Genomic DNA, 22,537 nt, shown 5'->3' with positions numbered 1-22,537 from the left:
TTTTACTTATAGGTGGCACCCATGAAAAAAGCTTTTTTATACATTTTATCATTAATTTTCATATCAATAATTTTAATACCAAATAACGTACAAGCCAACTTATTGCCAGTTTATGGCAATAACGAACAAAAAGGTAGTTACCTTCCAGTTCAAACAAAAGTTTATAACAATGTCTATGGAATGGTCTCTGCCTTTAACCCGGACGATCTTACAAATTTCCCTTATGAAGTCTATCTGCCCAATGAAAATAACCCTGCCTTGTACAGGGTCCACAGCAATTTTACCAAAAATACCGATAGCTGCGCCTCCTGCCACTCTACTCATACATCAGTAGGTCCGGGCCTCTTGCAGTGGTATTCCGATTACGCTACCTGTATGGCCTGCCACGATGGTACCGTTACCACTACCTACAACGTGTTAGACGGCAAAATCCAAAACAGTAATGTTTTAACCAATAGCGGGGTTTTCGGCCGTGGCAAAGAAGAATTTTTATCGGCTCATAACGTTTCGGGTATTATCGAAGTTTCTTCGGTGCCAGGGGAAGTCTATATCAGCACTGCCCAAGCCGATTTAAATGGCGATGGCATAAACGACCGCTGGAGTATTCCTTTTACCTGTACCAGCTGTCATGACCCTCACGGTGCCGGAGGAAATGCCCGGCTTTTATCCCCTAACCCCAACGGACAGGCTTATTTAAATAAAAAAGAAGGGGTTTTAATGGCGAAGATTTCCAGTACCGAGTATACGGTGTATCCCGGAGCTACCGCTAACTCGGTAGGCGAGGTGACGTATACTCCTTACCGCTGGCTTACCGGTTATGAATACGAACGTCTTACCAAAATTAGCTCCAACGAAGGATATATTGACCCCTCTTACTATACCATTGATAACTCCCGGGGTTATACAGTGATTAAATTCACTTATGCACCAACGGTACCGCTTTATGCTTATTTTGTACCGGCTATCAGGGTAGTAATGGGTATTGAAAATTACCTTTCAATTGCTTCAGACAAACCGGAAAAAGTAACGTATATAAGCGGTATCTCGGAATTTTGCGCCTCCTGTCACCCTTCGTACTATACCACGGTGGTAGGCAATACTTACAGTTTTACGGAAAATTACCGCCACCCGGTAGATATCACCGTTTATCCGGAGCTAGCTTCAACTTTAAGCACGGTTTATAACATCAAGTTTGAATACGACCCGGTTACCGGAACTTTTTCCAAAATAAACTGTCTTACCTGCCATACGGCTCACGGAGTTGATCAGGATTACTGGCTGAAAACCGGTACAGTACCGGAGGAAGCCTATGAAAATACCGGGTCCTCGGCTTTAAAACGGCTTCCCAATATGAAAAGTTGCGTACTGTGCCATCCGGATAAAACCGGCTATTTTATGGAATCTCCTACTCCAACCAACTACTATCAGGGCAGCAGTCAGTACGTGGGAAGTTTAGCCTGCAAGAGCTGTCACCAGAATTATTATAAGGGATGGCAAAAGACAGCCCATGCGAGGACCATTGGTTTTGGTTTTAATAGCATAGTAGCTGATGCGGTTTATCCTTTGGAACCGTCGGTTAACGGTTTTAGCTACCGCTTTACCTACAGCGGACTAAATGATTTTATCGCCAGTCCAGGCAACCTTCTGTACCGGCTGATTGATTCAACCCGGGCGGATGTTTATCCCGAGCAGGTCACCTTAAGCGTTGGTTTTAAGTGGCTGCAGAGCTATGCGGTTTATGACACAACTTATAATCTTCTTTCGAGAAGCTTTAATGTTCCCGCAAAAAAGTTCACCGTATTTTCCGGAGTTTATGACTTAAACTCCTGTTTGGGCTGCCATGGCACCGGTTTTAAAGTTACTACCGTAAATAGCGAAACCTCTGAAGTCACCGGTTACGAACTGGTCGAAATGGGTGTTGGCTGTGAAGCCTGTCATGGTCCCGGTAAAAACCACACTGAAAACCCCAATCACTACAATATTTATAATCCCAAATACCAGACGCCAGCGCTTAGAACCAGTTTATGCGGCCAGTGCCATAGTAAAGGCATAAGCCTTTTATACCGGCAGCAAACAGTAATGGGACTAACTTACCGGGAAGATTTCCTACCACCGGTAGGACAAAGAGTTTATCCCTGGAGTGAAGAGTGGTATACCTACGGGATTATCCCGGGGTTAAATGACCCAATTTACGGTACAGATAATTTAGGTCCGTATCTGGTAGAAAGTTCAATGCCAACACCAATATTGTCACTTCAGAATTTATTCTATCCTGCCGTAGATGGTATTTACCGGGATGCCCGGGCTCAAAACGAGTATCCGGCTTACAGGCAAAGCCTCCATTATAAAAACGGCAGTTTAGCCTGCAACGACTGCCACAACAGTCACGGCACCAATTTACTGGGGGAATCTCTTAAAACTACCCAGGGGCAGCTTTGCTCCTCCTGCCACGATGGAACCCGAATGCCAGCGGTGGATATGCCCAAAACCGCATCACTTATTGATAGTATCTATCTAAGCTCCCACACCTTTGGGGGATATCAACCTTAAAAGCCATGGCCTAAGGCCATGGCTTTTTAAAGCTGGTAACTGGCAACCCGTTTCTTTAAACCGTCGGTTATTTCCTTAAGTTTTTGCGAGGTAGCCGCTAGTTCCTGAGTACTTGCGGAAATCTCTTCAATAACTGCAGCAATAGCTTGAGCCGCCCCTGACACTTCCTCGCTGGCCGCAGCTTGAATCCCGGTTTTTTCGGAAACCGTTGCCATATGGCTCACTACCTCTTCAACATTAGCATTAATCTCACTAAAAGCTTGACTCAGTCTTGCAAGGGCCATTACTCCGTTTTGCGTCATGGTAACCGCAGTACTGGTTTTGAACTGGACATCTTTCACAATTTCCTCAATTTTTTTCACAGACTCCCGGGATTTATCGGCAAGTTTGCGCACCTCCTCGGCAACTACCGCAAAACCGCGCCCGGCTTCTCCGGCCCGGGCAGCTTCAATCGCCGCATTTAACGCCAAAAGTGAAGTTTGGTCGGCTATTTCGTTTATCACCTCTAAGATTGCGGCAATGTTGGCTGAATTTTTCTCTAACTCGTTAATGCTCTGCTTGATGCTCTCCATTTCCCGTTGGGCAGTTTCACTTTGTACTACTCCATTTTGGGTAAGCTCGCGCGTTTTTCGCGCCAGGTTTTCCGTCGCAAGAGCAAACCTGGCTACTTCGTTAATTTCCTGGGCGAGCTTTTCTAAAGAAAGGGTTAAATTTTGAATTTGCCCTACCTGATGCTGGGTTCCTGTGGCTACCTGTTCCAGAGCAGCGGTCAGGCTTTCAATGATTTCCCCTTGAGTTTTGGCATCTTTTCCCGCAAATTTTATGGAGTTATAAACCACCTTTCCGAGAAACTTAAAGGTTTCTCCCAGTTCTTTAAAGCTGCCTTTTGGTGGCGGTGTATACTCCACAAGTTCTTTAAGGTTCCGGTTTTTTACCGCTTCTCCCAATTGTAAAAGCCTTTTCCTTTCCTCATTTTCCTTTAAATATAAGAAATAATTGGCTATGGTAGTTAGGCCTAACCCGATGCCAAGGGCCAGTGCCAAAATATTTTCGGTAATAACTCCCGCCCCAATCCCGGTAAGACCTAATAGTACGTTTAACCACTGGTACCAGTTATTTATTTTCATCTTCATCTTTCCACCTCATTTTTGTTTCTTTTATTTTACCAACTCTTCTTAATCGTTGTAAATTGTAGATTAAAAAAACACCTTTAGGGTTTGGATACCATCCCTAAAGGTGCTGGGTTTTAACCTTTATAAAATATGGCTGGCCACATGTTCCTTTAAAGCCGCATTAATCTCGGTAAGTTTTTTAGAAGTTGCAGCTATTTCCTGGGTGCTGGCGGAAATTTCTTCAATGACCGCAGCTATGGTCTGGGCTGCCCCCGATACTTCCTCGCTGGCAGCAGCTTGGATTTCGGTTTTTTCGGAAACTTGAGCCATATATTCAGTCATTTCTTGGACATGAGTATTTATTTCATTAAACGCCTGGCTTAAACTGGTAATAGCAGCAACACCGTTTTTAGTATTGTTTACTGCCACTTTAGTCTTGCCCTGTACATCTTTAATAATTTCCTCAATCTTCATAACCGATTCCCTGGATTTATCGGCAAGTTTTCTTACCTCATCAGCAACGACCGCAAAACCTCTTCCTGCCTCTCCAGCTCGAGCCGCTTCAATTGCTGCATTTAAAGCCAAAAGCGATGTTTGATCGGCAATTTCATTGATCACTTCTAAGATAGCAGCTATGTTAGCAGAATTTTTTTCTAAATCATTAATACTTTGACTTATGCTCTCCATTTCCTGCCCAGCTACTTCGCTTTGTTTGACTCCTTTTTGGGTAAGCTCGCGGGCTCTTTGGGCAAGCTGTTCGGTATTAGCGGCTAACTTAGCCACCTCATTAATCTCCTTCGCTAGTTTTTCTAAAGATAGCGTTAAGTTTTGAATTTGCCCTACCTGGTGCTGAGTACCGGTTGCCACCTGTTCAAAGGCCGAAGTTAAACTCTCAATAATCTCCGACTGCGTCTGGGCATCCTCTCCGGCATATTTTACCGAATTATAGATCTGCTCCCCCAGGAACTTAAAGGTTTCTCCTAATTCATTAAGAATGCCCTTTTGCGGCGGTTGATAGTTTAATAATTCTCTTAAGTTTTTATTTTTAGCCGCTACACCAAATTCTAATATTTTGGCAAACTCTTTTTTTTCTTTAAGGTAAATAAAGTAATAGCCCCAAAGGTTGGTAAAGACCAAAATACCGCCAATTAAAAGAAAAATAAAATTGCTATAAATTATTCCGAAAACTATCCCACTTATTCCGCCTAAGACAAGATTTAGCCAGTAAAACCAGTTGTTGTAGTTCATTTTTTCACCCCAATGATAATATATTTTTCCGCTTAACTTTTATTTTATTATTTTCGAAAATTACTGTAAATTAGAAAAAGCTTTTTACAAGGTTTTAAGCATGAAAAAACCCCGCCGAATTTTGACGGGGTTTATGGTATTATTCGTAAATCCAGGTATCGAGAGTTTTTTCGTAACTAAGAAGTTCTTCTTCCTTGAAAAAAAGGGCAATTTCCCGGGCAGCCGACTCCGGTGAATCGGAGCCGTGAATTACATTTCTCCCCACATCGATACCGTAGGTACCCCGGATAGTCCCCGGCTGGGCTTTTAGGGGATTGGTAGCCCCCATCATTTCCCGGGCAGTGGCTATTACCTCTTTTCCTTCCCAAACCATGGCCACCACCGGTCCCGAGGTAATAAAGTTCAACAGTCCCTCAAAAAACGGCTTACCCTTATGTTCGCCGTAGTGGGTTTCCGCCAGCTCCCGGCTGATTTGCATAAGTTTTAATCCCACTAATTTAAACCCGCGTTTTTCAAAACGGCTAATAATTTCCCCGACCAATCCCCTTTGCACTCCATCGGGTTTTACCATGATAAAGGTTCGTTCCATAAGAAAATATTCTCCCCCTTTTTCTGTATTTGGAAAAGCCTCCCGGAAAACGGGAGGCTTTCTAACTACTGGAGAACATCCGCAGGTGAATCGTTATTTCCATTTACCCTGGGCTTGGTTAAGCCATTTTCTTTCATTAACTTTTCAAACTCTTCCCCTTCCATCGTTTCCACTTCCATAAGTTTTGTCGCTACAAGGTGAAGCACATTAATATTTTTCTTTAAAATCTCCTCCGCCCGGCTATAACAGCTATCAATAATTTTTCTTACTTCTTTATCAATGGTATAGGCTATTTCTTCGGAATAATTTCTATCCCGGGCCAAATCCCGGCCTAAAAACACCGCTTCGGTACCTTTACCAAAGGTCAGAGGGCCCAATTCTTCGCTCATTCCGTATTCCATAACCATGCGCCTGGCCGTTTCGGTAGCCCGCTCCAGATCGTTACGGGCACCGGTGCTAATGTCTTCTAAAACCAGAGCCTCCGCTACCCGACCTCCCAAAAGCATGGTAATTTCATCGAGAAGCTGGGATTTTGTCATGTACGAACGGTCTTCTTCGGGTAACAGTAAAGTATAGCCCCCGGCCCGTCCCCGGGGAATAATGGAAATCTTGTGGACCGGGTCGGTATGGGGAAGGAGGTAACCGACCATGGCATGGCCCGCCTCATGGTAAGCTACAAGCCGCTTCTCCCGTTCGGAAATGACCTTGCTTTTCTTTTCCGGACCGGCAATAACCCTTTCAATTGCTTCTTCCATCTCTTCCATGTTAATAACTTTCTTATTGCGGCGAGCAGCAAGCAGGGCCGCTTCATTAACCATATTTGCTAAATCAGCACCGGTAAAACCTGGGGTACGCCGGGCCAGAACATCCAAATCCACATCATCTCCCAGCGGTTTCCCTTTAACGTGAACTTTTAAGATTTCCTTGCGACCGTTAATATCCGGAGTATCCACCACTATGTGTCGGTCGAAACGTCCCGGCCGCAAAAGGGCTGGATCTAAAATGTCCGGTCGGTTGGTAGCGGCAATAATGATAATTCCTTCGTTGGAATTAAAGCCGTCCATTTCCACCAACAGCTGGTTTAAGGTTTGCTCCCGTTCGTCGTGACCGCCACCTAACCCCGCTCCCCGCTGCCGACCAACAGCATCAATCTCATCAATAAAAACAATGCAGGGAGCATTTTTCTTGGCCTGCTCAAAAAGATCCCTTACCCGGGAAGCACCAACCCCTACAAACATCTCCACAAAATCGGAGCCGCTAATGCTAAAAAACGGCACCCCCGCTTCACCGGCTATTGCCCGGGCCAGCAAAGTTTTCCCGGTACCCGGTTGGCCAAAAAGGAGAACGCCCTTGGGAATTCTGGCTCCTAATTCGTTATACTTCCGGGGGTTTTTCAAAAACTCGACGATTTCCGCCAATTCTTCCTTTACTTCATCAATCCCAGCCACATCGGCAAAGGTAACCCGCTTTTTCTCATCGGTATGCAGCTTGGCCCGGCTTTTGCCGAAGGACATCACCCGGTTACCCCCGCCCTGGGCCTGTTGCATAAAGAAAAAGAACAAACCCACCATTAAAAGGACCGGTAACAGGGAACTTAAAAGGTTGGCCCAAAAGGCCGGTTCTTTCGGCGGCATAATTTCTACCGTAACATTCATCTTTTTTAGATCTTTATATAGTTCAGCATCTTCCAGGGGCCCCCGGGTTTTAAACCTGGTTCCATCCCTTAAAACCCCTGAAATTTCATTAATTGTCCGGTCCGTCTGAATCGCTACCGACGCTACCTGCCCTTTTTCCAAAAGGCTATAAAACTCATCATATTTCAAATCGCGAATAGAAGTTGCCGACGGCCGGGAATAGTTTATGAGCATTACTGCAACCAAAACAATCAACAAATAAATTGCTAAATTTTTTAATACTTTATTCAAAGTTGAGCACTCCTCTCACAGCTTTCCATCATTATGCTACAAAATTTTATCATAATTTCAACAACTTTTCAATAATTCAAGGTTTACCGCAAAGGGAATAAGGTCAGAATCCTTACTGTTTTTAAATAAATCCCCGGTCCCCAATCCTTCTACCCAGGCAATTTGACCGTTTACTTCAATAATTAGTAAACGATCCCTTATATCCCTGGGTATTTTTTGTTCTATCAACCATTCTTTTAATTTTTTGGTATGCCCCCTGAAGGTAAATCGATCTCCAGGACGGCGATTTCTGACGATTACACCGCTACTTTTGGCAAGAAATAAATCAAATTTACCATTAAAAGCCGGAGTTAAGGTAATCTTTTTCCCCGCTTCGGGAATTTCTAAACTTCCCGGAGGAATCAATTCATATCCAAAGCTAACCTTTGGTTGCCAAAGATTTTTTTCAAGAAAAAGTTTTCCGTAGGATAGCTTGGCCCGCATCCCCCGGGGCAAGAGGAAATAGCGGGTCCCTTTTATATCGTTACAAAAGGCCAGTAAATTTTCAATGTGCTCCTGGTATAAATCCCTTTTACTGCCTGTTGCCTGTTCCCAAAACTTGCGCAACAAAAGTCCAGCTTCCGCCCTGGAAAGGTTTTGCAGTACCGGTACCTTTAAGTACTGGCCTTCTTTAACAAAAGCTTCTTGCCACAGTTTATTTAAGTAATTATCAAGCACCTGGTTTTCTTCCTGTTTAATCAGGGCAAGATTAAAAAGCCGCTCTTCGATATCGGTTGCAAACTCTTCATTTATAAACGGAAAAAGCTTTAAACGTACTTTATTACGCAAATACTTGGGCACAAGGTTGGAAGAATCAACCCGGTAGGGTATATTCTTCCGTTCAACAAAACTCATCACTTCCCGTCGAAAAACCGTATATAATGGTCTAATAATCCTATCCCGCACCGGCCAAATTCCACAGAGACCCTCCGTTCCCGCTCCCCGCAAAATATTCATCATCACCGTCTCCGCTACATCCGAAGCGGTATGAGCTAACGCTATTTTATCCGCTCCTGTTTTTTCCAAAACTTCATAAAAAAATTCATACCGTTTTTGCCGGGCTACCGCCTGTAAATTTTCCCGCAAATCTTTTAAATCATCAAGCTTTTTTACATGAAAATTTATGCCGTATTTTCGGGTAAAATCCAGGACCAACTCCTCATCTAAATCGCTTTCCCTTCCCCTTAAACCGTGATTTACATGAACAACCTCAAGGGAAAAATCCACTTCTTCCCGGTATTTGAGCAAACAAAAAAGGAGAGCCATGGAGTCGGGGCCACCCGATACCCCTACCACTACTTTCTCTCCGGGATTAATCATCTGATATTTTTGTACGGTTTTAACAAACTTAGCGTACAACCCGTTCACTCCTTGTCTTTTCAAAGAAACGAACCACAATTACCGTCTGGTCATCGGTAATGACATTCTGGTGGCGTAATTTGGCATGGGCAAGGAAATACTCGGCTAAAATCTCGGGGGATAAATCATTGTCTTCCAAAAGAATTTTCACCACCCGCTCTTCTCCCCCTAAAGCTTCTAAAAGCCCATCGCTCATCAGCACTAAAATATCTCCGGGAAATAATATTTGCCGTTTTTCCCTGGGCTTAAGCTCAATTCCACTCCCCAGGGGTAAATTTTCCCCGGTAATTTTTTCAACTACCGCCCCTCTTTTTAAAAAGGAGGTAACCGCTCCCCGTTTATAAAAAGTTACCTGACGGCTTATTAAATCAATCAAAGCAAGATCTAAAGTTAAGTACCGTTCCTGCCGGTTTTTTAAACGGATCAGGGCATCTACCGCTTCTAACGCTTTCGACGGACTTAAACCAAAGGATAAAAGTCTTTCGACCATTAACAGGCAGGCACTGCTCTCCCTGCGGGCCAGCTCCCCGCTGCCCATACCATCGGACAGCATTACCGCCAGTTTTCCCGGGGAGTACCGCACCACCCGGTAACTATCGCCCGACACCTTTTCTCCGGTTTTTCCCGCCATTCCTATACCAATTCTACCCTCTAAATCTTCCATAGGCAAGTAATTTAAGTGACATTCTCCTCCATCGGTCTGACCACACCGTTTTTGTTGAAGAACAAACTCTCCTCCGGTTTCTTCCCGTAAGATTACCGGAATTTTGTTCAGGCAAGGCTTAGTTCCTGAACACCTTGCAGATTTAACTTCTACGACCATCCCCCTTCCACCGGTGGGTTTGGCCAGAACCGTTTCCACCGGTAGGTTTTCTTCCCAAAGTCTTTTAAAAATTTTTACCGTATTTTTTTGATCATAAACAAAATCCAGATCCAAAGCCTTATTTAATTCCAAAAAGATTTCTCCCACACCCTTGAGCTGGCTTTTGGTCAGCTGCTCTTCTTCATAAAGTTTTTTCTGCCAGCGACTTTTTTCTTTTTCCATGAGGAAGGTAAAAAGAAGCTCGTTTAAAAATTCCTTGATTCTAAGACAGCGCTTGTAAAAAAACCCCGGAACATCCGATTTAAATAATTGCCCCTTATTTTCCAGGATTGTGAGCATTTCCAGTAGCGCATGGTAAGTTCCAAAAAACTCTCGCTCCCAGCAAAGCCGGGTAAAAGTGCAATTCTGGCAGGTATCTTTGGGAAAGCGCTCCACTACCTCTTCTATCCGAAACTCCGGAATTACTTCCGGCCCTAACGTTGCTGACAGTTCTAAAAAAGAATTTCCCAGGTCCAAAAACAGTTCCCGGCATTCATTCATCCTTTCCCGGGCAATTTCCCGGGGCTGGTTCATAAACAACTGAAATTTCTTGGTAACGCTGTCCAGCATTTCCTTTAATCCGTCAAGGTACCGGTTAGGTATGAGTAAAAATATTCCGGAAGCAGCCAGCATTTGGTAGGCAAGCCCTTTGGCCGCTGAAAGGCTTTGCAAGTAAAAAGCCAACACCACATCTGCTAACAAAAAACCAATTAAAGCGCCAATTTTACCGAACTGGCGAAAGATGCCGGAAAGTAAACCGGCAAAGGTGTAGATTCCTATATTTTCTAAAGGAAGGCCGTTACCAAAACATAATATTACCCCTAAAACCGCCCCACCGGCCGCTCCAAGGCCCGGGCCACCGGAAAAGGCGGTAAGAAGCACTGTAAGATGAATAATGGTTTGTTTAACTTCTAAGGGACCAAGGAAAAACCCGGGAAAGCCTATCAAAGCCGAGCCAATTACAAACATTAAAGGCAACAGTTCTTCGCCGGTTACAATTTTACCCGGGCCGCCTTTTAAAGCCGGAAAAGCCAGGAAAAATACCACACTTAAAATTGCTGAAAAAGAAGCATCAAGGCCAATTTTGATAAAATCCAAAGGGGTGCCGGAAAAGGCTTTATCAAAATATACGCCAAAAAAAGCAACAACGCAAAAAACCACCAGCGGTAAAACAACGGTCTTTTTCTTGAAATTTAAGTTTTTAAGAAGTATTCCCGCTAAAATAAACAGTACCAAAAGCTGCGAAAACTTATAAATTATATAACGCTCGGGTATAATAAAGATTTGTCCTAATAAAAGGAAAACAAATAGAAAAAAAGCTTCCCCCAGTCCCAGATAAGCGACCGCCGCTCCTAAAAACGCCGGCCCAAAGGGATAAAGGTCTCCCGCCAGCGAAGCTCTTCCCAAAGAAAAGGCTAAAACCGGAAAAATTATGTCACTAAGTTTCAATTTTTTACGCGGCCTTTTAACCTCCGGGGCTTTTACATTACTCTTTCTACGGGCAAAGGGATAGATCTTGGTTTCCAAAAAAAATCCTCCTTTTTCCAAGGCTTCTAATGGTTATTATAGCCTTGCAAGGAGGAAATTTTTGTCATTTTAAAGTTTTGGCCCTTTATTTTCTTTCGACACCGTCATTTCTTTAAGTTTTCCTAAAAGCAGGTCCCCTTCTCCCACAATTAGCCCGGAAAGCCGGGCGGTGGTTAGAACTTCAATTAATATTTTACAGCCATAAACGATAATATCTGCTCGCTCGGGTAAAAGTCCCGGTACCTTTTGGCGTTCGGGTAAGGGTAAACTTTCTAAATAATTATGGATTTCTCTAAGCCGCGGTAATTCAATAGCATGCCCCTCCACTTTGCGGGGATCGTATTTTTCTAACTTCAGGTCAATTGCCGCTAAAGTTGTAGCGGTACCACCAACCGCCACCACCGGTTCATGAAAATAGGGAGTTATTTTCCCGACAAAATCCCGTAAAAGTTTCAGCAAACCCTCCTTGTCTACAGCCTCCATTAATCTTACTGCCCCAACTGGGACGCTTTGAAATAAGGTTTTCCCCCGTTCCTGCCAGATAAACTCAATACTCCCGCCACCCAAATCGATAACCGCAGGTTCGTTTAAATAAGGTAATGATAGCTTTACTCCCTGATAAGAATAATAAGCTTCCTCCTCGCCCGTTAAAACCTCAAGGGTTATACCGGTTGCGCTTTTTATTTTATCCACAAACTCCCTTTGATTTTTAGCATCGCGCACCGCACTGGTGGCAAAAATCACTATCTCATCGGTAAATTCCCGGGCTTTTTCAACAAATTCTACAACCACCTTCAAGGTTCGCTCCATCGCCTCTTCTTTTAAATACCCCGAGTTTATCCCTTGGCCAATACGGGTGGTCCTCAAGTCCCGGTACTCTTCGTAAAATTTACCATTGTTAAAAGAACCAACTAAAACCCGTACCGAATTTGTTCCGATATCAATCACTGCTGGCATCTTTATTTCCCTTCTTTTCAATTACAATTACTTTTTCTCCAGGTTTTACAAACCCCATCTCCCTGGCGCGAGTTTCAAAGTGCGAGTTATTTTTTAGCCTCTTAATATCTTCTAACAGCTTCTCATTATCCGCTTTTAGCTCATAAACCTCTGCCGATAGAGCTTTAACTTCCCGGTGCATAATGTAAAGTTTGTAAACCTCAAAACCAAAGCTCACCATTATGTATAAAAGAAACGCCAAAAATACCGCCGACCAAAAGTTTTTTTTCTTATTTTTTTTATTGTAACCGGCATAATACCGCGGCATTATTCTTCCTCCCCTTCATCCCCGGGATCAAAAAGTCCCAGATGATCCCCTGGAATTACTATCACTACCTGGTAGCCTTTGCTTTTGGCACGATTATAAAGGGTGGCAACGGAACTCACATTAATTTTTAATTTTTTGGCAACCTGTTCGTTGGTGTAACCCATTTCTTTTAGCACTACCACTTGCCGTTCGCGAAAGCTTAATTTTTCTGCCCCTCGAATTTCAATCTGCATTTATCTTCACCTTATTTACAACTTATCCACAGTTTATTAACAATTGTGGACAAACTTTGGACAAGTTATGGACAAAATGTGGACAAAATCTTACTAAATTTATTCGTGCTAATTTACGTTTTTCCTTTCGAACTGGTGTTTTTATTTAAAATAAAATAATATAAAACTATTCCGGTAATTATTCCCAAAAAGCCGTAACTCCTCACCTCTCCCTGACTGAAAAAGAGAAAATACCCCAAAATTAAGCCTCCTACTGCGGTAAAATAAAGAATATCCGCTACAAAATAGGGAAAAAATTTCTTCCTGCGTCTAAACTTTCGCTTTAAAATAAGGTTTTCCAAAAAATAAAGGCCGCAAAATGTCAAACCCAAGGCCACGGCCACCAAAAACAAAATAACTTCTCTAATTTGTCCTGCTACCGAAATAGGCGCTCCCAAACCTTCTTACCCCTTTCTTTAGCCTTTACACCCTCTTCCGGATAGGTAAATTCCTTTAAAAACCCTTCAACTATCAAAGTTCCTGCCTCCAGGTTCAGTCCGGTAATAAAAAGGCTTTCTCCCTTAAGAACCACAAATCCCTGGACACTTTCAACCAGGATCTCCTGGTCATTAAAGCTTAAAACCTGCTTTATTCCTGAAAGCTTAACGGTTTTGCGGTCATAAATTTCTACTTTATGCAAAGTAGCCTCGTCCATACTTCCCCCCCTTTCGACCTTACAAAATAATTATGCGGGCATAAAGGGAATTATGCCCGCATAACTTCCTACCGCCAGAGTTTTTTAATTTCAATATCTTTAAAATAAAACCTGATGATTTCTTCCGGTGACTTACCTTCCCGGGCCATTTTATTGGCCCCCCACTGGCAAAGGCCGACACCATGGCCAAAGCCTTTTCCCTCCATGATTAGCTTACCGTTTTCCACAAAAATTTTCGTTAACAATGTGGAACGCATTTTTTCCGGTCCAAGGGCTAATCTCAAAGCCGGCGCTCCAACGGTGGCCGTTCCAACCCGCAGAGTTAACACTCGCCCGCTTTTACCCCGGGCTAATACCTTTACCGCAGGGTTAGGACCTGGATCGGTTTTATAATTTGTTTTTAACACCTTTCGAATCTCCTCCCAGGGTATCTCTACCCGCCAGTGGCGGTTTTCCGGAATGGTAACTTTAAGACAGCCATCTTTCACTAACTCTTTGACGTAGGGAGTAGGAGTTTTGGTATAACTTAATCCTTCCCTGGCCGAAGCCGAAATCCCACCGTCGCAGGCATTAAACCAGGCTTTGATAAAATGCCCCTTGTAAAGTACCACTTGACCCCGGGTCATTTGCACCGCTTTCTTTACATTTTCCGTAATTTTTTTCGGGTCATACGCCTGGCTCTCTTCGATATCGGTGGAAACATCGGTACCGTGAAGCTTTCTCACCTTTCCACTTTCAATATTCTCCAGGGCAAAAGTTCGAGCTAAAATTGCCTGCGCCGCTAAAGCATTAACCGGCCAATCCGGTTCCATTTCCGCCGCTACAACTCCCAGGACGTATTCTTCCAATTTCATCTTCTTTTTTTCCCCGGTCTCATTGAAGTAAACTGTAACGGTGGGTTCGGTTCTATATTTTTTGAGGGCTAAAGGCTTTCTTGCGGGAGTGCAACCGTAAATTATGAGAACAAACATTACCGTCAAGGCTAAAAGACTTTTCCCAAGGCGCATAAAACCCCTCCTCAATTTTTGGTTATTTTGTCCAAAAAGAGGAAGGGTTATGCAAACACAGAAAAAAGCCAGATGCTTTAGGCACCTGGCTTTTTTATTAAATTTTTTCTTTTAAAAGCTTGCCGGGCTTAAATACCGGAACTTTGGAAGCGGGAATTTCGATTTCCTGACCGGTTTGCGGGTTTCTACCCTTCCGTGCGGCTCTTTCTCTTACTTCAAAAGTACCAAAACCGACCAACTGTACTTTTTCACCTTTTTTCAAAGCTTCTTCAATTGCTGCTAAAACCGCATTTAAGGCTTTTTCCGCATCCTTTTTAGTCATTTCGGCCTTTTCAGCAATTACACTTACTAATTCAGCTTTGTTCACTTATATTCCCTCCTTGAAAAAATTTTTTATGTACTTAAATTATCGTTTTACTTAATTCGCTACAATCCTTCATTTTCCTGCAAACTATCAAAAAAAATCTTATTTTTTTAATGATTTTTTGCTTTATTCCATAGCTCATCCAACTCACTTAGAGTTAAATCCTGGAGGTTTTGGCCCCTTTCTTTAACCATTTCTTCCATTTTCATAAATCTTTTTACGAATTTAGAAGTGGTTTTATTTAGCGCCTCTTCTGCCTCCAACCCCAATTTTCGGGCAAGATTTACCACCGAAAATAACAAATCTCCCAGTTCCTCTTCCTGCCGGCTGGTCCCCTCCTTTAAACTTGCTCTTAGTTCCTCTAACTCTTCTTCAATCTTGGCAAAAACCTCCTCCGCCTTTTCCCAGTCAAAACCAACCTTGGCCGCCTTTTCTCCTACTTTTTGCGCTTTTTTTAGGGCCGGAAGAGTTTTGGCCACTCCCTCTATTACCGATTTTTTCCCTTTTTCCTGCTGTTTAATCATTTCCCAGTTAATTTTTACTTCCTCGCTATCATCAACTTCCACCGAGGCAAAAACGTGAGGGTGCCGGCGAATAAGTTTCTCACAAATCCCTTCAACTACCTCTTTAAAAGTAAACTCCCCTTCTTCCCGGGCAATCTGGGCATGAAACACCACCTGCAAAAGTAAATCGCCCAGCTCTTCTTTTAGCTTTTCCGGGTCCTCCTCCTCGATTGCTTCGGCCACTTCATACGCTTCTTCTAAAACATAAGGCAAAAGCGAACGGTGCGTCTGCTCCCTGTCCCAGGGGCACCCCTGCTCCCCCCTTAAAACTTCCATGATTTCTCCAAGCTTTTCAACCGAAAATATTTCCTCCCGCATTTTGGGAACCACCACCAGCACTTTGTGATCAAACTCCCGGCGGTCCAACTCAAATAAAGGAACTTTTTCAACCTTTTCTCCCGGCAGCCCCAGATCTCGTAATACCAGGACCGGATAATCATCGGGATACCTCTCCATCAACAAAATTTTGAGGTTTCCGGCAATTAAACGGTCGTACACCTGAAAAATAATGTTAGTAGCACTTTTGGAAAAATCCCAAGCCGTTACGGTTAAAGCATCCAGGACTTTATAAGGGTCTTTAGCAGGGTCTATTTTCAGGGAAGTTAGGGCAAGCTCTAACGCCCCCGGCGCCGTTACCACTTCCACCGGTACCTCGTGCTGCTCAAGTAAAAGCTCTACGGTTTTTTCCGCCACCAGCGGGTTTCCCGGCACCGCATAAACAAGATCGCCCTTTTGCCTTTCTCTAAGAAGTACGTTAACAATTTCCCGGTAAACTTCCTCAAAGGTAGAAAACTCTTCATATAAATGATCAAAGCTCTGCCAGGTGATTTCCCTTAACAGTTCCGGAGGTGCTGCTTTTTCCGTCCGGAAAAACACCTTCATCCCCGCTTTCAAGAGCCGGTACGCCTTTAAGGGTAGGTAATCCATACTCCCCGGCCCCAACCCCACCACATAGATCACTCCAGGGACGGTTCTGTCAACCACCATTTTTCCCACCACCTCCTCCAGAAACGGTTCAAAAAAAGTGCTATTCTTCCCCAACTCTTCCTTTTCCTATTGACGTTATTTGTGGAAATTATGTATATTTTAGACAAACAATTCTGAGGGGGAGAATAATGCCTCGACAAAAACGCTTTTTTCTTCCCGGCAGTATTTATCATATCATTGCCCGGGGAAACAAAAAAGAAAAAATTTTCTTGGAAGAAAAAGACTACAACTTCTTTCTTTTTCTTTTGCAAAAAAACTGGGAAAAAAAGCCGCTTAAAATATTTGCCTTTACTTTAATGTCCAACCACTTTCACATTTTAGCCCAGGCCACTGACGAACCATTATCTAAGTACTTTCAACCGGTCCTTACCACCTACGCCATTTATTTTAACCGAAAATACCAAAAAACCGGTCACGTTTTTGAGGATCGGTTTAAATCTTATCTGATAGAATCGGATGATTATCTCTGGGAAGCTTTTCGTTATGTTCTGTTAAATCCTTTACGGGCAGGCCTGGTCTTAAGTTTATCTTCATACCCATGGAGTAGTTTCTATTATTTCTTAAATCCTCAAAAAGCTTTGCCTTTTATGGATTTTTCCCTTTTTACGCAAATTTGCCCCAACGGCTTAGAAGACTTGCAACCAATTACCAATTTTTTAGTCGAAAGTTTAGTTAAAGAGGAATTCTGGCCGGAAGATTTGGATGGAAGTATAAGGTACTTTCATTTACAGTATTTAGCCAAAAAAATTTGCAGTGAGTTAAATCTTTCTTATACCGAATTGTTAACCGATGAATATAAGCGCCCGGTAGTAAATGCACAGGTTGAATTAGCCCTTCGAGCTAAAGAACAATATAACATTGAACTAAAACAAACCGCCGAATTTTTGGGTAAAAGTTATAATAGTTTTCTTCGAACAATTCGGAAAAACAGGAAAAAATAAATAAACGGTTCTGAACGGCGTTCAATATGTACGCTGTCAGAACCGTCCCTGGAGGTTACTGTTCCATTTGTTTGGCGAGAAAATGAGCAGCGGTTTCCGCCATTTTTTGCTCCAAAGTTCCGAACTTCACTCCCGGCTCCCGGCTGGCAATGATTACAGCCCCGATGGGGTCTCCTTCAGCAATAATCGGCGCGATAATTTCCGAAGTAAACAGGCACTTGCCCTCTTCGGCGGTAATACATTCCTTACAGTACTCGTGTTCCCCGGTGGCGGTTATCAGCACGGTTTTTCTTTCATTCATGGCCCGCTCTACCGCCGGACCAATGGGCTTATTGAGAAACTCTTTTTTCGGGGCTCCAGCCACCGCTATTATCGTATCCCGGTCGGCAATAAAGGCAATATGACCTAAAGATTCATGAAGGGATTCGGCGTATTCTTTAGCAAAATCCCCCAGCTCACCAATTGGCGAGTATTTTTTTAAAATCACCTCTCCGTTCCGGTCAACAAAAATTTCCAGAGGGTCCCCCTCTCTTATCCGTAACGTTCTTCTTATCTCCTTGGGAATTACTACCCGCCCCAGATCATCAATTCGCCGCACAATACCCGTTGCTTTCATAAAAATTCCCTCCTTAAGTGGTTTGGTAATGTTAGTATTTTACCTTAAGGAGGGGTTTATACTTTTTTGTTAAGTTTTTACTTGAAAGAAAGCTTAGTTTCAATCTTGGCTTTTTTCTTTAAGTCTTCGAGGAATTTATTATAAGCTTCGCGTTTCTTTTTCTCTAAAAGGTAGTTTTTCAGCTGTTCTTTAACCTCTTCGTAAGTTTTTTGTCTTGCCGGGATAATTTTTTCCAGTTTAATGATGTGATAACCGAAAGCAGTTTTTACGGGAGTTTCGGTAATATCACCGGGTTTTTTCAAGGCAAAGGCAGCATCTTCAAACTCCTTTACCATCTCCCCCCGGCTGAAGGTATACTGCCCCCCATTTTCTTTTACTCCCGGATCATCGGATTTTTCTTTAGCCAGGGTAGCAAAATCCTTTCCGGCTTTTATTTGTTTTATTAACTCCTCGGCAAGCTTTTTGGCTTCCGCATCGGTTCTTTTGACATTGATGTTAAAATGGGGATTGTTTTGAGCATTTCCATCGTTAACCGCAATTAAAATATGCCTTACCTGCCGCTGCTCCGGTGTTTGAAAATCCGGCTCGTTTTTATGTTTTTCATAATACTCCTTAACTTCCTGTTCGGATACGGTAATCCCTTTGGTTACTTCGTTGTAAATTTTGTCATTTATTAGTTGCACCCGAACCATTTCTTGCAAATCTTTGTCGGTTATATTGCGGTCTTTTAAAGCTTTTTCAAAATCCTGGGGTGATGGGAACTGGGCCCGAATTTCATTAATTTTATTGGTAATTTCGTCTTTTGTCGGTTCAATTTTCTTTTCCTTTCCATACTCGGAAATTAGAATTTCATTGATCATCTGGTCCAGAGTCTGCTGCTTTAAGCTCTGAAGCATCTTCTGCCCCTCGGTGGAGGTTAAATCCACTCCTCTTAGCTTCATGTCAGCCTGTACCTGGGCAAACCGCCGGTCGAAATCTTTTTTGGAAATAGTTTTTCCATTCACTTTGGCCACGTAATCCCCACAACCCGCAACGATTAAGGCCAGGACAAAGGTTAAAAGTACGGCAACAACTCTTGTAATTTTTTTCATTACTGTCTCTCCTCTCTACACAATAACTAATTTGTAAAAAATTTTACCGTTTATATATTCAACTTAACTGCCCGAATATCCTTTCTAAAATTGAAAAAATTTCTTGGCCCATTTTTCCCTTGGTCCGGACACGAATTTCCAGATCGGGGTTCATACCAAATATGACCCTGCCCTTAAACTGACCGGAAATTCGTGAAAGCTTTTCGGCAGTAATTTCGGGATTGGGAAAGAACTGAATTTTCAGCTCTTCGTCGGTCTGGAAAATTCCTTTAACTTTTAGTTTAGAAGCCACAATTTTTATTTTAATTAGCCGAATCAGGTTTTCCACTTCCGGAGGAATTTCGCCAAAACGGTCAATTAATTCATCCACCACATCTTCTAAATCCTCTAAGTTGCGCGTCCGCGAAAGTCTTCTATACATTTCAATTTTTTGTTTTTCATCGGGAATATAGCTTTCGGGAATATAGGCAGTTAAGTTTAATTCGAGCTGCGGCTCTACTTCCTCGGAAGTTACCTGCCCCTTTAACTCCGCCACCGTTTCCTGTAAAAGCTTCATATACATATCAAAGCCTACCGCCGCAATATGCCCGTGCTGCTCCGGCCCTAACAGGTTTCCCGCACCGCGAATTTCCAGGTCCCGCATGGCAAGTTTTAAGCCCGAACCAAACTCCGTAAACTCTTTAATCGCGGCTAAACGCTTTTCGGCCGCTTCTCTTAACACCTTATCCTTTTCGTACATCAAGTAAGCATAAGCAATTCGGTTACTCCGCCCTACCCGGCCCCGGAGCTGGTAAAGCTGGGCCAGTCCAAAACGGTCGGCATTTTTAATAATCAAAGTATTAACATTAGGAAGGTCAATTCCCGTTTCGATTATCGTCGTGGAAACCAGGACATCGTACTTACCGGAAATAAACTCCAACATTACCCTTTCCAATTGTTCTTCTTTCATTTGCCCGTGGGCCACTGCCACCTTTGCTTCGGGCACCAAAGACTGAACCCAGGCAGCTACTTCATCAATATCGGAAACCCTATTATGGACAAAAAACACCTGGCCCCCGCGCCCCAGTTCCCGGCGAATGGCATCCCTGATGATAAAAGGGTCTTCTTCCAGGACATAGGTTTGTACCGGAAAACGGTTCTCCGGTGGGGTATTTAAAACACTTAAATCCCTTATGCCCATTAAAGCCATGTGGAGTGTCCGCGGTATCGGAGTTGCCGTCAGGGTTAAAACATCTACCGTTTCCGTTAAAATTTTTAACCGTTCTTTTTGGGCCACTCCAAAGCGCTGCTCCTCATCCACAATCATCAGGCCCAAATCGTAAAACTGAACGTCGTCCTGGAGCAAGCGGTGGGTTCCAATAACAATGTCCACTTTCCCTCTTTTCAGTTCTTTAATTATTTCCTTTTGCTCCCGGGCTGTCTGAAAACGGCTTAAAAGGCGAATTTCGACAGGATAACCGGAAAAACGCTCCTTAAAAGTATTGTAATGCTGCTGCGCCAGTAAAGTAGTAGGAGTTAAGACCGCCACCTGCTTCCCATCCATTACGGCCTTGAAAGCTGCCCTTAAAGCTACTTCGGTCTTACCGTACCCGACATCACCGCATAAAAGCCGGTCCATCACCTTCGGTTTTTCCATGTCTCTTTTTACCTCTTCAATGGCTTTGAGCTGGTCGGGGGTTTCTTCATAGGGAAAGCGCTCTTCAAATTCCTTTTGCCAGACGGTATCGGGCGAAAAAGCAAAACCCGGCTTGGCCATTCTCTTGGCATAAAGCTCCAACAATCCTTCGGCCATTTCCCTGACCGCGGCTTTCACCCGATTTTTAACCCTCTGCCAGTCGCTGCCACCAAGGCGGGAAAGTTTTGGCGGCTCGCCGTCAACGCCCACGTATTTTTGGAGATTCCCTACCTGTTCCGGTGGTACGTAAAGCCTATCTTCCCCCTGGTAAGCAATAACCAGGTAGTCCTTGACGTTTCCGCCAACTTCTACCGGCTTTATTCCCAGGTACTTGCCAATTCCGTGGACCGGATGCACTACATAATCACCGGGGGAAAACGGCTCCTCAGCCCTTTCCCCTAAAACCGCTTTTGTAACCCTTGCTTTTACCGCCCTTCCCGCCAGTTCTACATCGGTGTAAACCAAAAGCTTTTGCTGGGGAAATTCAAAGCCAGAATTAAGAACGCCAAGGCCAATTTTTATTTCCCGGGGGGCTATCTCTACCTCAAATTTTTCAACGAAGCTTGCCGGAAAATTTCTTTTTAAAAGCTCATTTTTTAACGCTACCGCCGCTTCTTCCCGTCCTCTTAAGATAAAAATGCGATAATTATTGGCAAGAAAGTTTTTTATATCTTCAAAAAATAGCTTTTCCTTTCCTAAATAGTTTGGTGGCTTTCTTCCCGCAAAATTATGGGGGTCGTAATCTCCGATAAAACGCGGAGTTTTGGGTAAAAGAGAAGTTATCACCGCAATTCTTCCTCGTAGAAGAGCCATTAGCTGCTCTTCTTCGTAAAAAACCTCGGCTTGCTTTGGTAAAGTATAGCCGCCACTAAGCGCTTCGGTAAAACTTTCCCGGCGCAGTTTCTCCAAACTATTAATTTGCTCGCCAAATCTCCCCGGCTCATCTAAAAAAACAAGATATTCGTCGCCAAAATAATCCAGAAGCGAGACACCGCTCCAAAAGTACGGCAATAGCTTTTCAATTACCTCGCTTTTTCCCAGAATATTTAAAACCTCGGCTCCTTTTTCTTTTAATCTACCTGCAGCTTCCCGTTTATTTTGCTGAATTAATTTTTTAACTTGTTGTTCAATATCTGCACTAATTTTTTGTTTTACCTCTAAAAGCAGGTCTTCTTCGGCAACAGCTACCTCGGCAGGATAAATAACCACTTCGTTTAAATTGGCCTGGGAACGCTGGCTTTCAACATCCAAAGCCCGCAGGGAATCAATTTCATCACCAAAAAACTCCGCCCTGAAAGGCACCTCACCGGGAACATAAACATCTACAATTCCACCCCGCTGGCTGAACTGTCCCGGCGCTTCTACCTGGTCCACCCGTTCATAACCGATCTGGCTTAAATACCGGATCAATTCCTCAAGCTCAACCACATCTCCAACCCTGAGCTCCCTTTTCCAGCGGGCAAAGCTCTGCAGCGGCGGGTATTTCCGGGTTAAAGCTTCGTAGTTTACGACCGTATGCGGCTTTTCCCCCCGGGATAGCCTTTTTAATAGCTCAATTCTCGAAGCCTTTAACTCGCCCCCTTCCCGCACGGTCAGGTCAAATAAAAAACCCTCCCGGTAAAAAAAGCGGGAAGTTTTATCGCCCAGGAAAAACTCCAAATCTTCGGCAATTTCCCGGGCCACCTGTTCATTCTCGGTAATCACCAAAAGGGGACGGTTTAAGGCTTTGGCAACAGTTGCCATTAAAAAGGTCCGGGCAGTGCCGTAAGAACCGTAAATTAACTGAATCCGTTTTTTATTTATCCCTTCCAAAAGGCGCTTAAATTCTGAATTTTCCTGCATTAAAGAAAAAATATTTTTACTCACACTACATCCTCCGTTTTAATGAATA

At 43.5% G+C, this 22,537-nt stretch carries 19 protein-coding genes; 2 read left to right on the top strand and 17 right to left on the bottom strand.

Features of this window, described 5'->3' with window-relative positions:
- Positions 1-21 precede the first annotated feature (21 nt).
- A complete protein-coding gene (locus CHY_RS00985; protein WP_011343166.1) occupies positions 22-2,550 on the top strand; it encodes a cytochrome c3 family protein in 2,529 nt (842 codons plus the stop codon).
- Positions 2,551-2,576: 26 nt separating this feature from the next.
- Here the strand turns inward: CHY_RS00985 and CHY_RS00980 are convergent, their stop codons facing one another.
- The 14 genes from CHY_RS00980 to mazG all read right to left on the bottom strand — a co-directional run bounded on the left by CHY_RS00980 (position 2,577) and on the right by mazG (position 16,323).
- Entirely contained in the window at positions 2,577-3,683 is a 1,107-nt protein-coding gene (locus CHY_RS00980) for a methyl-accepting chemotaxis protein (protein WP_011343165.1), read from the bottom strand.
- A 120-nt stretch (positions 3,684-3,803) separates the two neighbouring features.
- Positions 3,804-4,910, bottom strand: a complete 1,107-nt coding sequence (locus CHY_RS00975) for a methyl-accepting chemotaxis protein (RefSeq protein WP_011343164.1) — start codon at positions 4,908-4,910, stop codon at positions 3,804-3,806.
- Positions 4,911-5,049: 139 nt separating this feature from the next.
- On the bottom strand, positions 5,050-5,499 hold the full coding sequence (gene ndk, locus CHY_RS00970) for a nucleoside-diphosphate kinase (protein WP_011343163.1): 450 nt from the start codon (positions 5,497-5,499) through the stop codon (positions 5,050-5,052).
- A gap of 65 nt (positions 5,500-5,564) precedes the next feature.
- Positions 5,565-7,424 (bottom strand): ATP-dependent zinc metalloprotease FtsH, encoded by a 1,860-nt coding sequence (ftsH, locus tag CHY_RS00965; RefSeq protein ID WP_011343162.1) that lies wholly within the window; start codon positions 7,422-7,424, stop codon positions 5,565-5,567.
- A gap of 57 nt (positions 7,425-7,481) precedes the next feature.
- Positions 7,482-8,822, bottom strand: coding sequence for a tRNA lysidine(34) synthetase TilS (tilS, locus tag CHY_RS00960; protein ID WP_041537598.1), 1,341 nt, complete (start codon positions 8,820-8,822; stop codon positions 7,482-7,484).
- Positions 8,812-11,211: a stage II sporulation protein E gene (gene spoIIE / locus CHY_RS00955; protein ID WP_011343160.1), complete on the bottom strand. Its 2,400-nt coding sequence runs from the start codon at positions 11,209-11,211 to the stop codon at positions 8,812-8,814. Before spoIIE ends, tilS begins: the two co-directional genes overlap by 11 nt.
- 69 nt (positions 11,212-11,280) lie before the next feature.
- A complete protein-coding gene (locus CHY_RS00950) occupies positions 11,281-12,168 on the bottom strand; it encodes a Ppx/GppA phosphatase (protein ID WP_011343159.1) in 888 nt (295 codons plus the stop codon).
- Positions 12,152-12,475: an FtsB family cell division protein gene (locus tag CHY_RS00945; protein ID WP_011343158.1), complete on the bottom strand. Its 324-nt coding sequence runs from the start codon at positions 12,473-12,475 to the stop codon at positions 12,152-12,154. Before CHY_RS00945 ends, CHY_RS00950 begins: the two co-directional genes overlap by 17 nt.
- Complete coding sequence (locus CHY_RS00940) at positions 12,475-12,708, bottom strand: RNA polymerase sigma factor (RefSeq protein WP_011343157.1); 234 nt, start codon at positions 12,706-12,708, stop codon at positions 12,475-12,477. The genes CHY_RS00945 and CHY_RS00940 overlap by 1 nt, the downstream gene beginning before the upstream one ends.
- A gap of 113 nt (positions 12,709-12,821) precedes the next feature.
- Positions 12,822-13,145 (bottom strand): spore cortex biosynthesis protein YabQ, encoded by a 324-nt coding sequence (gene yabQ, locus CHY_RS00935; RefSeq protein ID WP_011343156.1) that lies wholly within the window; start codon positions 13,143-13,145, stop codon positions 12,822-12,824.
- Positions 13,124-13,402: a sporulation protein YabP gene (gene yabP / locus CHY_RS00930; protein WP_011343155.1), complete on the bottom strand. Its 279-nt coding sequence runs from the start codon at positions 13,400-13,402 to the stop codon at positions 13,124-13,126. Before yabP ends, yabQ begins: the two co-directional genes overlap by 22 nt.
- Positions 13,403-13,470: 68 nt before the next feature.
- A complete protein-coding gene (locus CHY_RS00925) occupies positions 13,471-14,409 on the bottom strand; it encodes a SpoIID/LytB domain-containing protein (protein WP_011343154.1) in 939 nt (312 codons plus the stop codon).
- A gap of 97 nt (positions 14,410-14,506) precedes the next feature.
- Complete coding sequence (locus CHY_RS00920; RefSeq protein WP_011343153.1) at positions 14,507-14,776, bottom strand: HU family DNA-binding protein; 270 nt, start codon at positions 14,774-14,776, stop codon at positions 14,507-14,509.
- Positions 14,777-14,883: 107 nt separating this feature from the next.
- Positions 14,884-16,323, bottom strand: coding sequence for a nucleoside triphosphate pyrophosphohydrolase (gene mazG / locus CHY_RS00915; RefSeq protein WP_011343152.1), 1,440 nt, complete (start codon positions 16,321-16,323; stop codon positions 14,884-14,886).
- Between the two features lie 128 nt (positions 16,324-16,451).
- Here mazG and CHY_RS12550 point away from each other — a divergent pair, with 128 nt between their 5' ends.
- The gene (locus tag CHY_RS12550; protein ID WP_011343151.1) at positions 16,452-17,264 is read left to right on the top strand and encodes a transposase; all 813 of its coding nucleotides are present in this window, start codon (positions 16,452-16,454) and stop codon (positions 17,262-17,264) included.
- Positions 17,265-17,319: 55 nt separating this feature from the next.
- Here CHY_RS12550 and spoVT read toward each other — a convergent pair whose 3' ends face one another.
- The 3 genes from spoVT to mfd form a co-directional block, all read right to left on the bottom strand.
- On the bottom strand, positions 17,320-17,880 hold the full coding sequence (gene spoVT, locus CHY_RS00905) for a stage V sporulation protein T (RefSeq protein WP_011343150.1): 561 nt from the start codon (positions 17,878-17,880) through the stop codon (positions 17,320-17,322).
- A gap of 77 nt (positions 17,881-17,957) precedes the next feature.
- Positions 17,958-18,971 (bottom strand): peptidylprolyl isomerase, encoded by a 1,014-nt coding sequence (locus CHY_RS00900; RefSeq protein WP_011343149.1) that lies wholly within the window; start codon positions 18,969-18,971, stop codon positions 17,958-17,960.
- 58 nt (positions 18,972-19,029) lie between these two features.
- Positions 19,030-22,512 carry a transcription-repair coupling factor gene (mfd, locus tag CHY_RS00895; RefSeq protein ID WP_011343148.1) on the bottom strand — a complete coding sequence of 1,161 codons (3,483 nt, stop codon included), beginning with the start codon at positions 22,510-22,512 and terminating at the stop codon, positions 19,030-19,032.
- Positions 22,513-22,537: the final 25 nt, after the last annotated feature.

The sequence above is a fragment of the Carboxydothermus hydrogenoformans Z-2901 genome (assembly GCF_000012865.1).
GTDB classification, from domain to species: Bacteria; Bacillota; Z-2901; order Carboxydothermales; family Carboxydothermaceae; genus Carboxydothermus; species Carboxydothermus hydrogenoformans.
This window is presented reverse-complemented; position numbering and strand designations above follow the sequence as displayed.

Excerpts from the sequence above, each read along its gene's own strand:
- CHY_RS00985 (WP_011343166.1), top strand. The coding sequence starts at position 22 with ATGAAAAAAGCTTTTTTATACATTTTATCATTAATTTTCATATCAATA.
- CHY_RS00980 (WP_011343165.1), bottom strand. The coding sequence starts at position 3,683 with ATGAAGATGAAAATAAATAACTGGTACCAGTGGTTAAACGTACTATTA.
- CHY_RS00975 (WP_011343164.1), bottom strand. The coding sequence starts at position 4,910 with ATGAACTACAACAACTGGTTTTACTGGCTAAATCTTGTCTTAGGCGGA.
- ndk (WP_011343163.1), bottom strand. The coding sequence starts at position 5,499 with ATGGAACGAACCTTTATCATGGTAAAACCCGATGGAGTGCAAAGGGGA.
- CHY_RS00950 (WP_011343159.1), bottom strand. The coding sequence starts at position 12,168 with ATGCCAGCAGTGATTGATATCGGAACAAATTCGGTACGGGTTTTAGTT.
- CHY_RS00945 (WP_011343158.1), bottom strand. The coding sequence starts at position 12,475 with ATGCCGCGGTATTATGCCGGTTACAATAAAAAAAATAAGAAAAAAAAC.
- CHY_RS00940 (WP_011343157.1), bottom strand. The coding sequence starts at position 12,708 with ATGCAGATTGAAATTCGAGGGGCAGAAAAATTAAGCTTTCGCGAACGG.
- yabP (WP_011343155.1), bottom strand. The coding sequence starts at position 13,402 with ATGGACGAGGCTACTTTGCATAAAGTAGAAATTTATGACCGCAAAACC.
- CHY_RS00925 (WP_011343154.1), bottom strand. The coding sequence starts at position 14,409 with ATGCGCCTTGGGAAAAGTCTTTTAGCCTTGACGGTAATGTTTGTTCTC.
- mazG (WP_011343152.1), bottom strand. The coding sequence starts at position 16,323 with ATGGTGGTTGACAGAACCGTCCCTGGAGTGATCTATGTGGTGGGGTTG.
- CHY_RS12550 (WP_011343151.1), top strand. The coding sequence starts at position 16,452 with ATGCCTCGACAAAAACGCTTTTTTCTTCCCGGCAGTATTTATCATATC.
- spoVT (WP_011343150.1), bottom strand. The coding sequence starts at position 17,880 with ATGAAAGCAACGGGTATTGTGCGGCGAATTGATGATCTGGGGCGGGTA.
- CHY_RS00900 (WP_011343149.1), bottom strand. The coding sequence starts at position 18,971 with ATGAAAAAAATTACAAGAGTTGTTGCCGTACTTTTAACCTTTGTCCTG.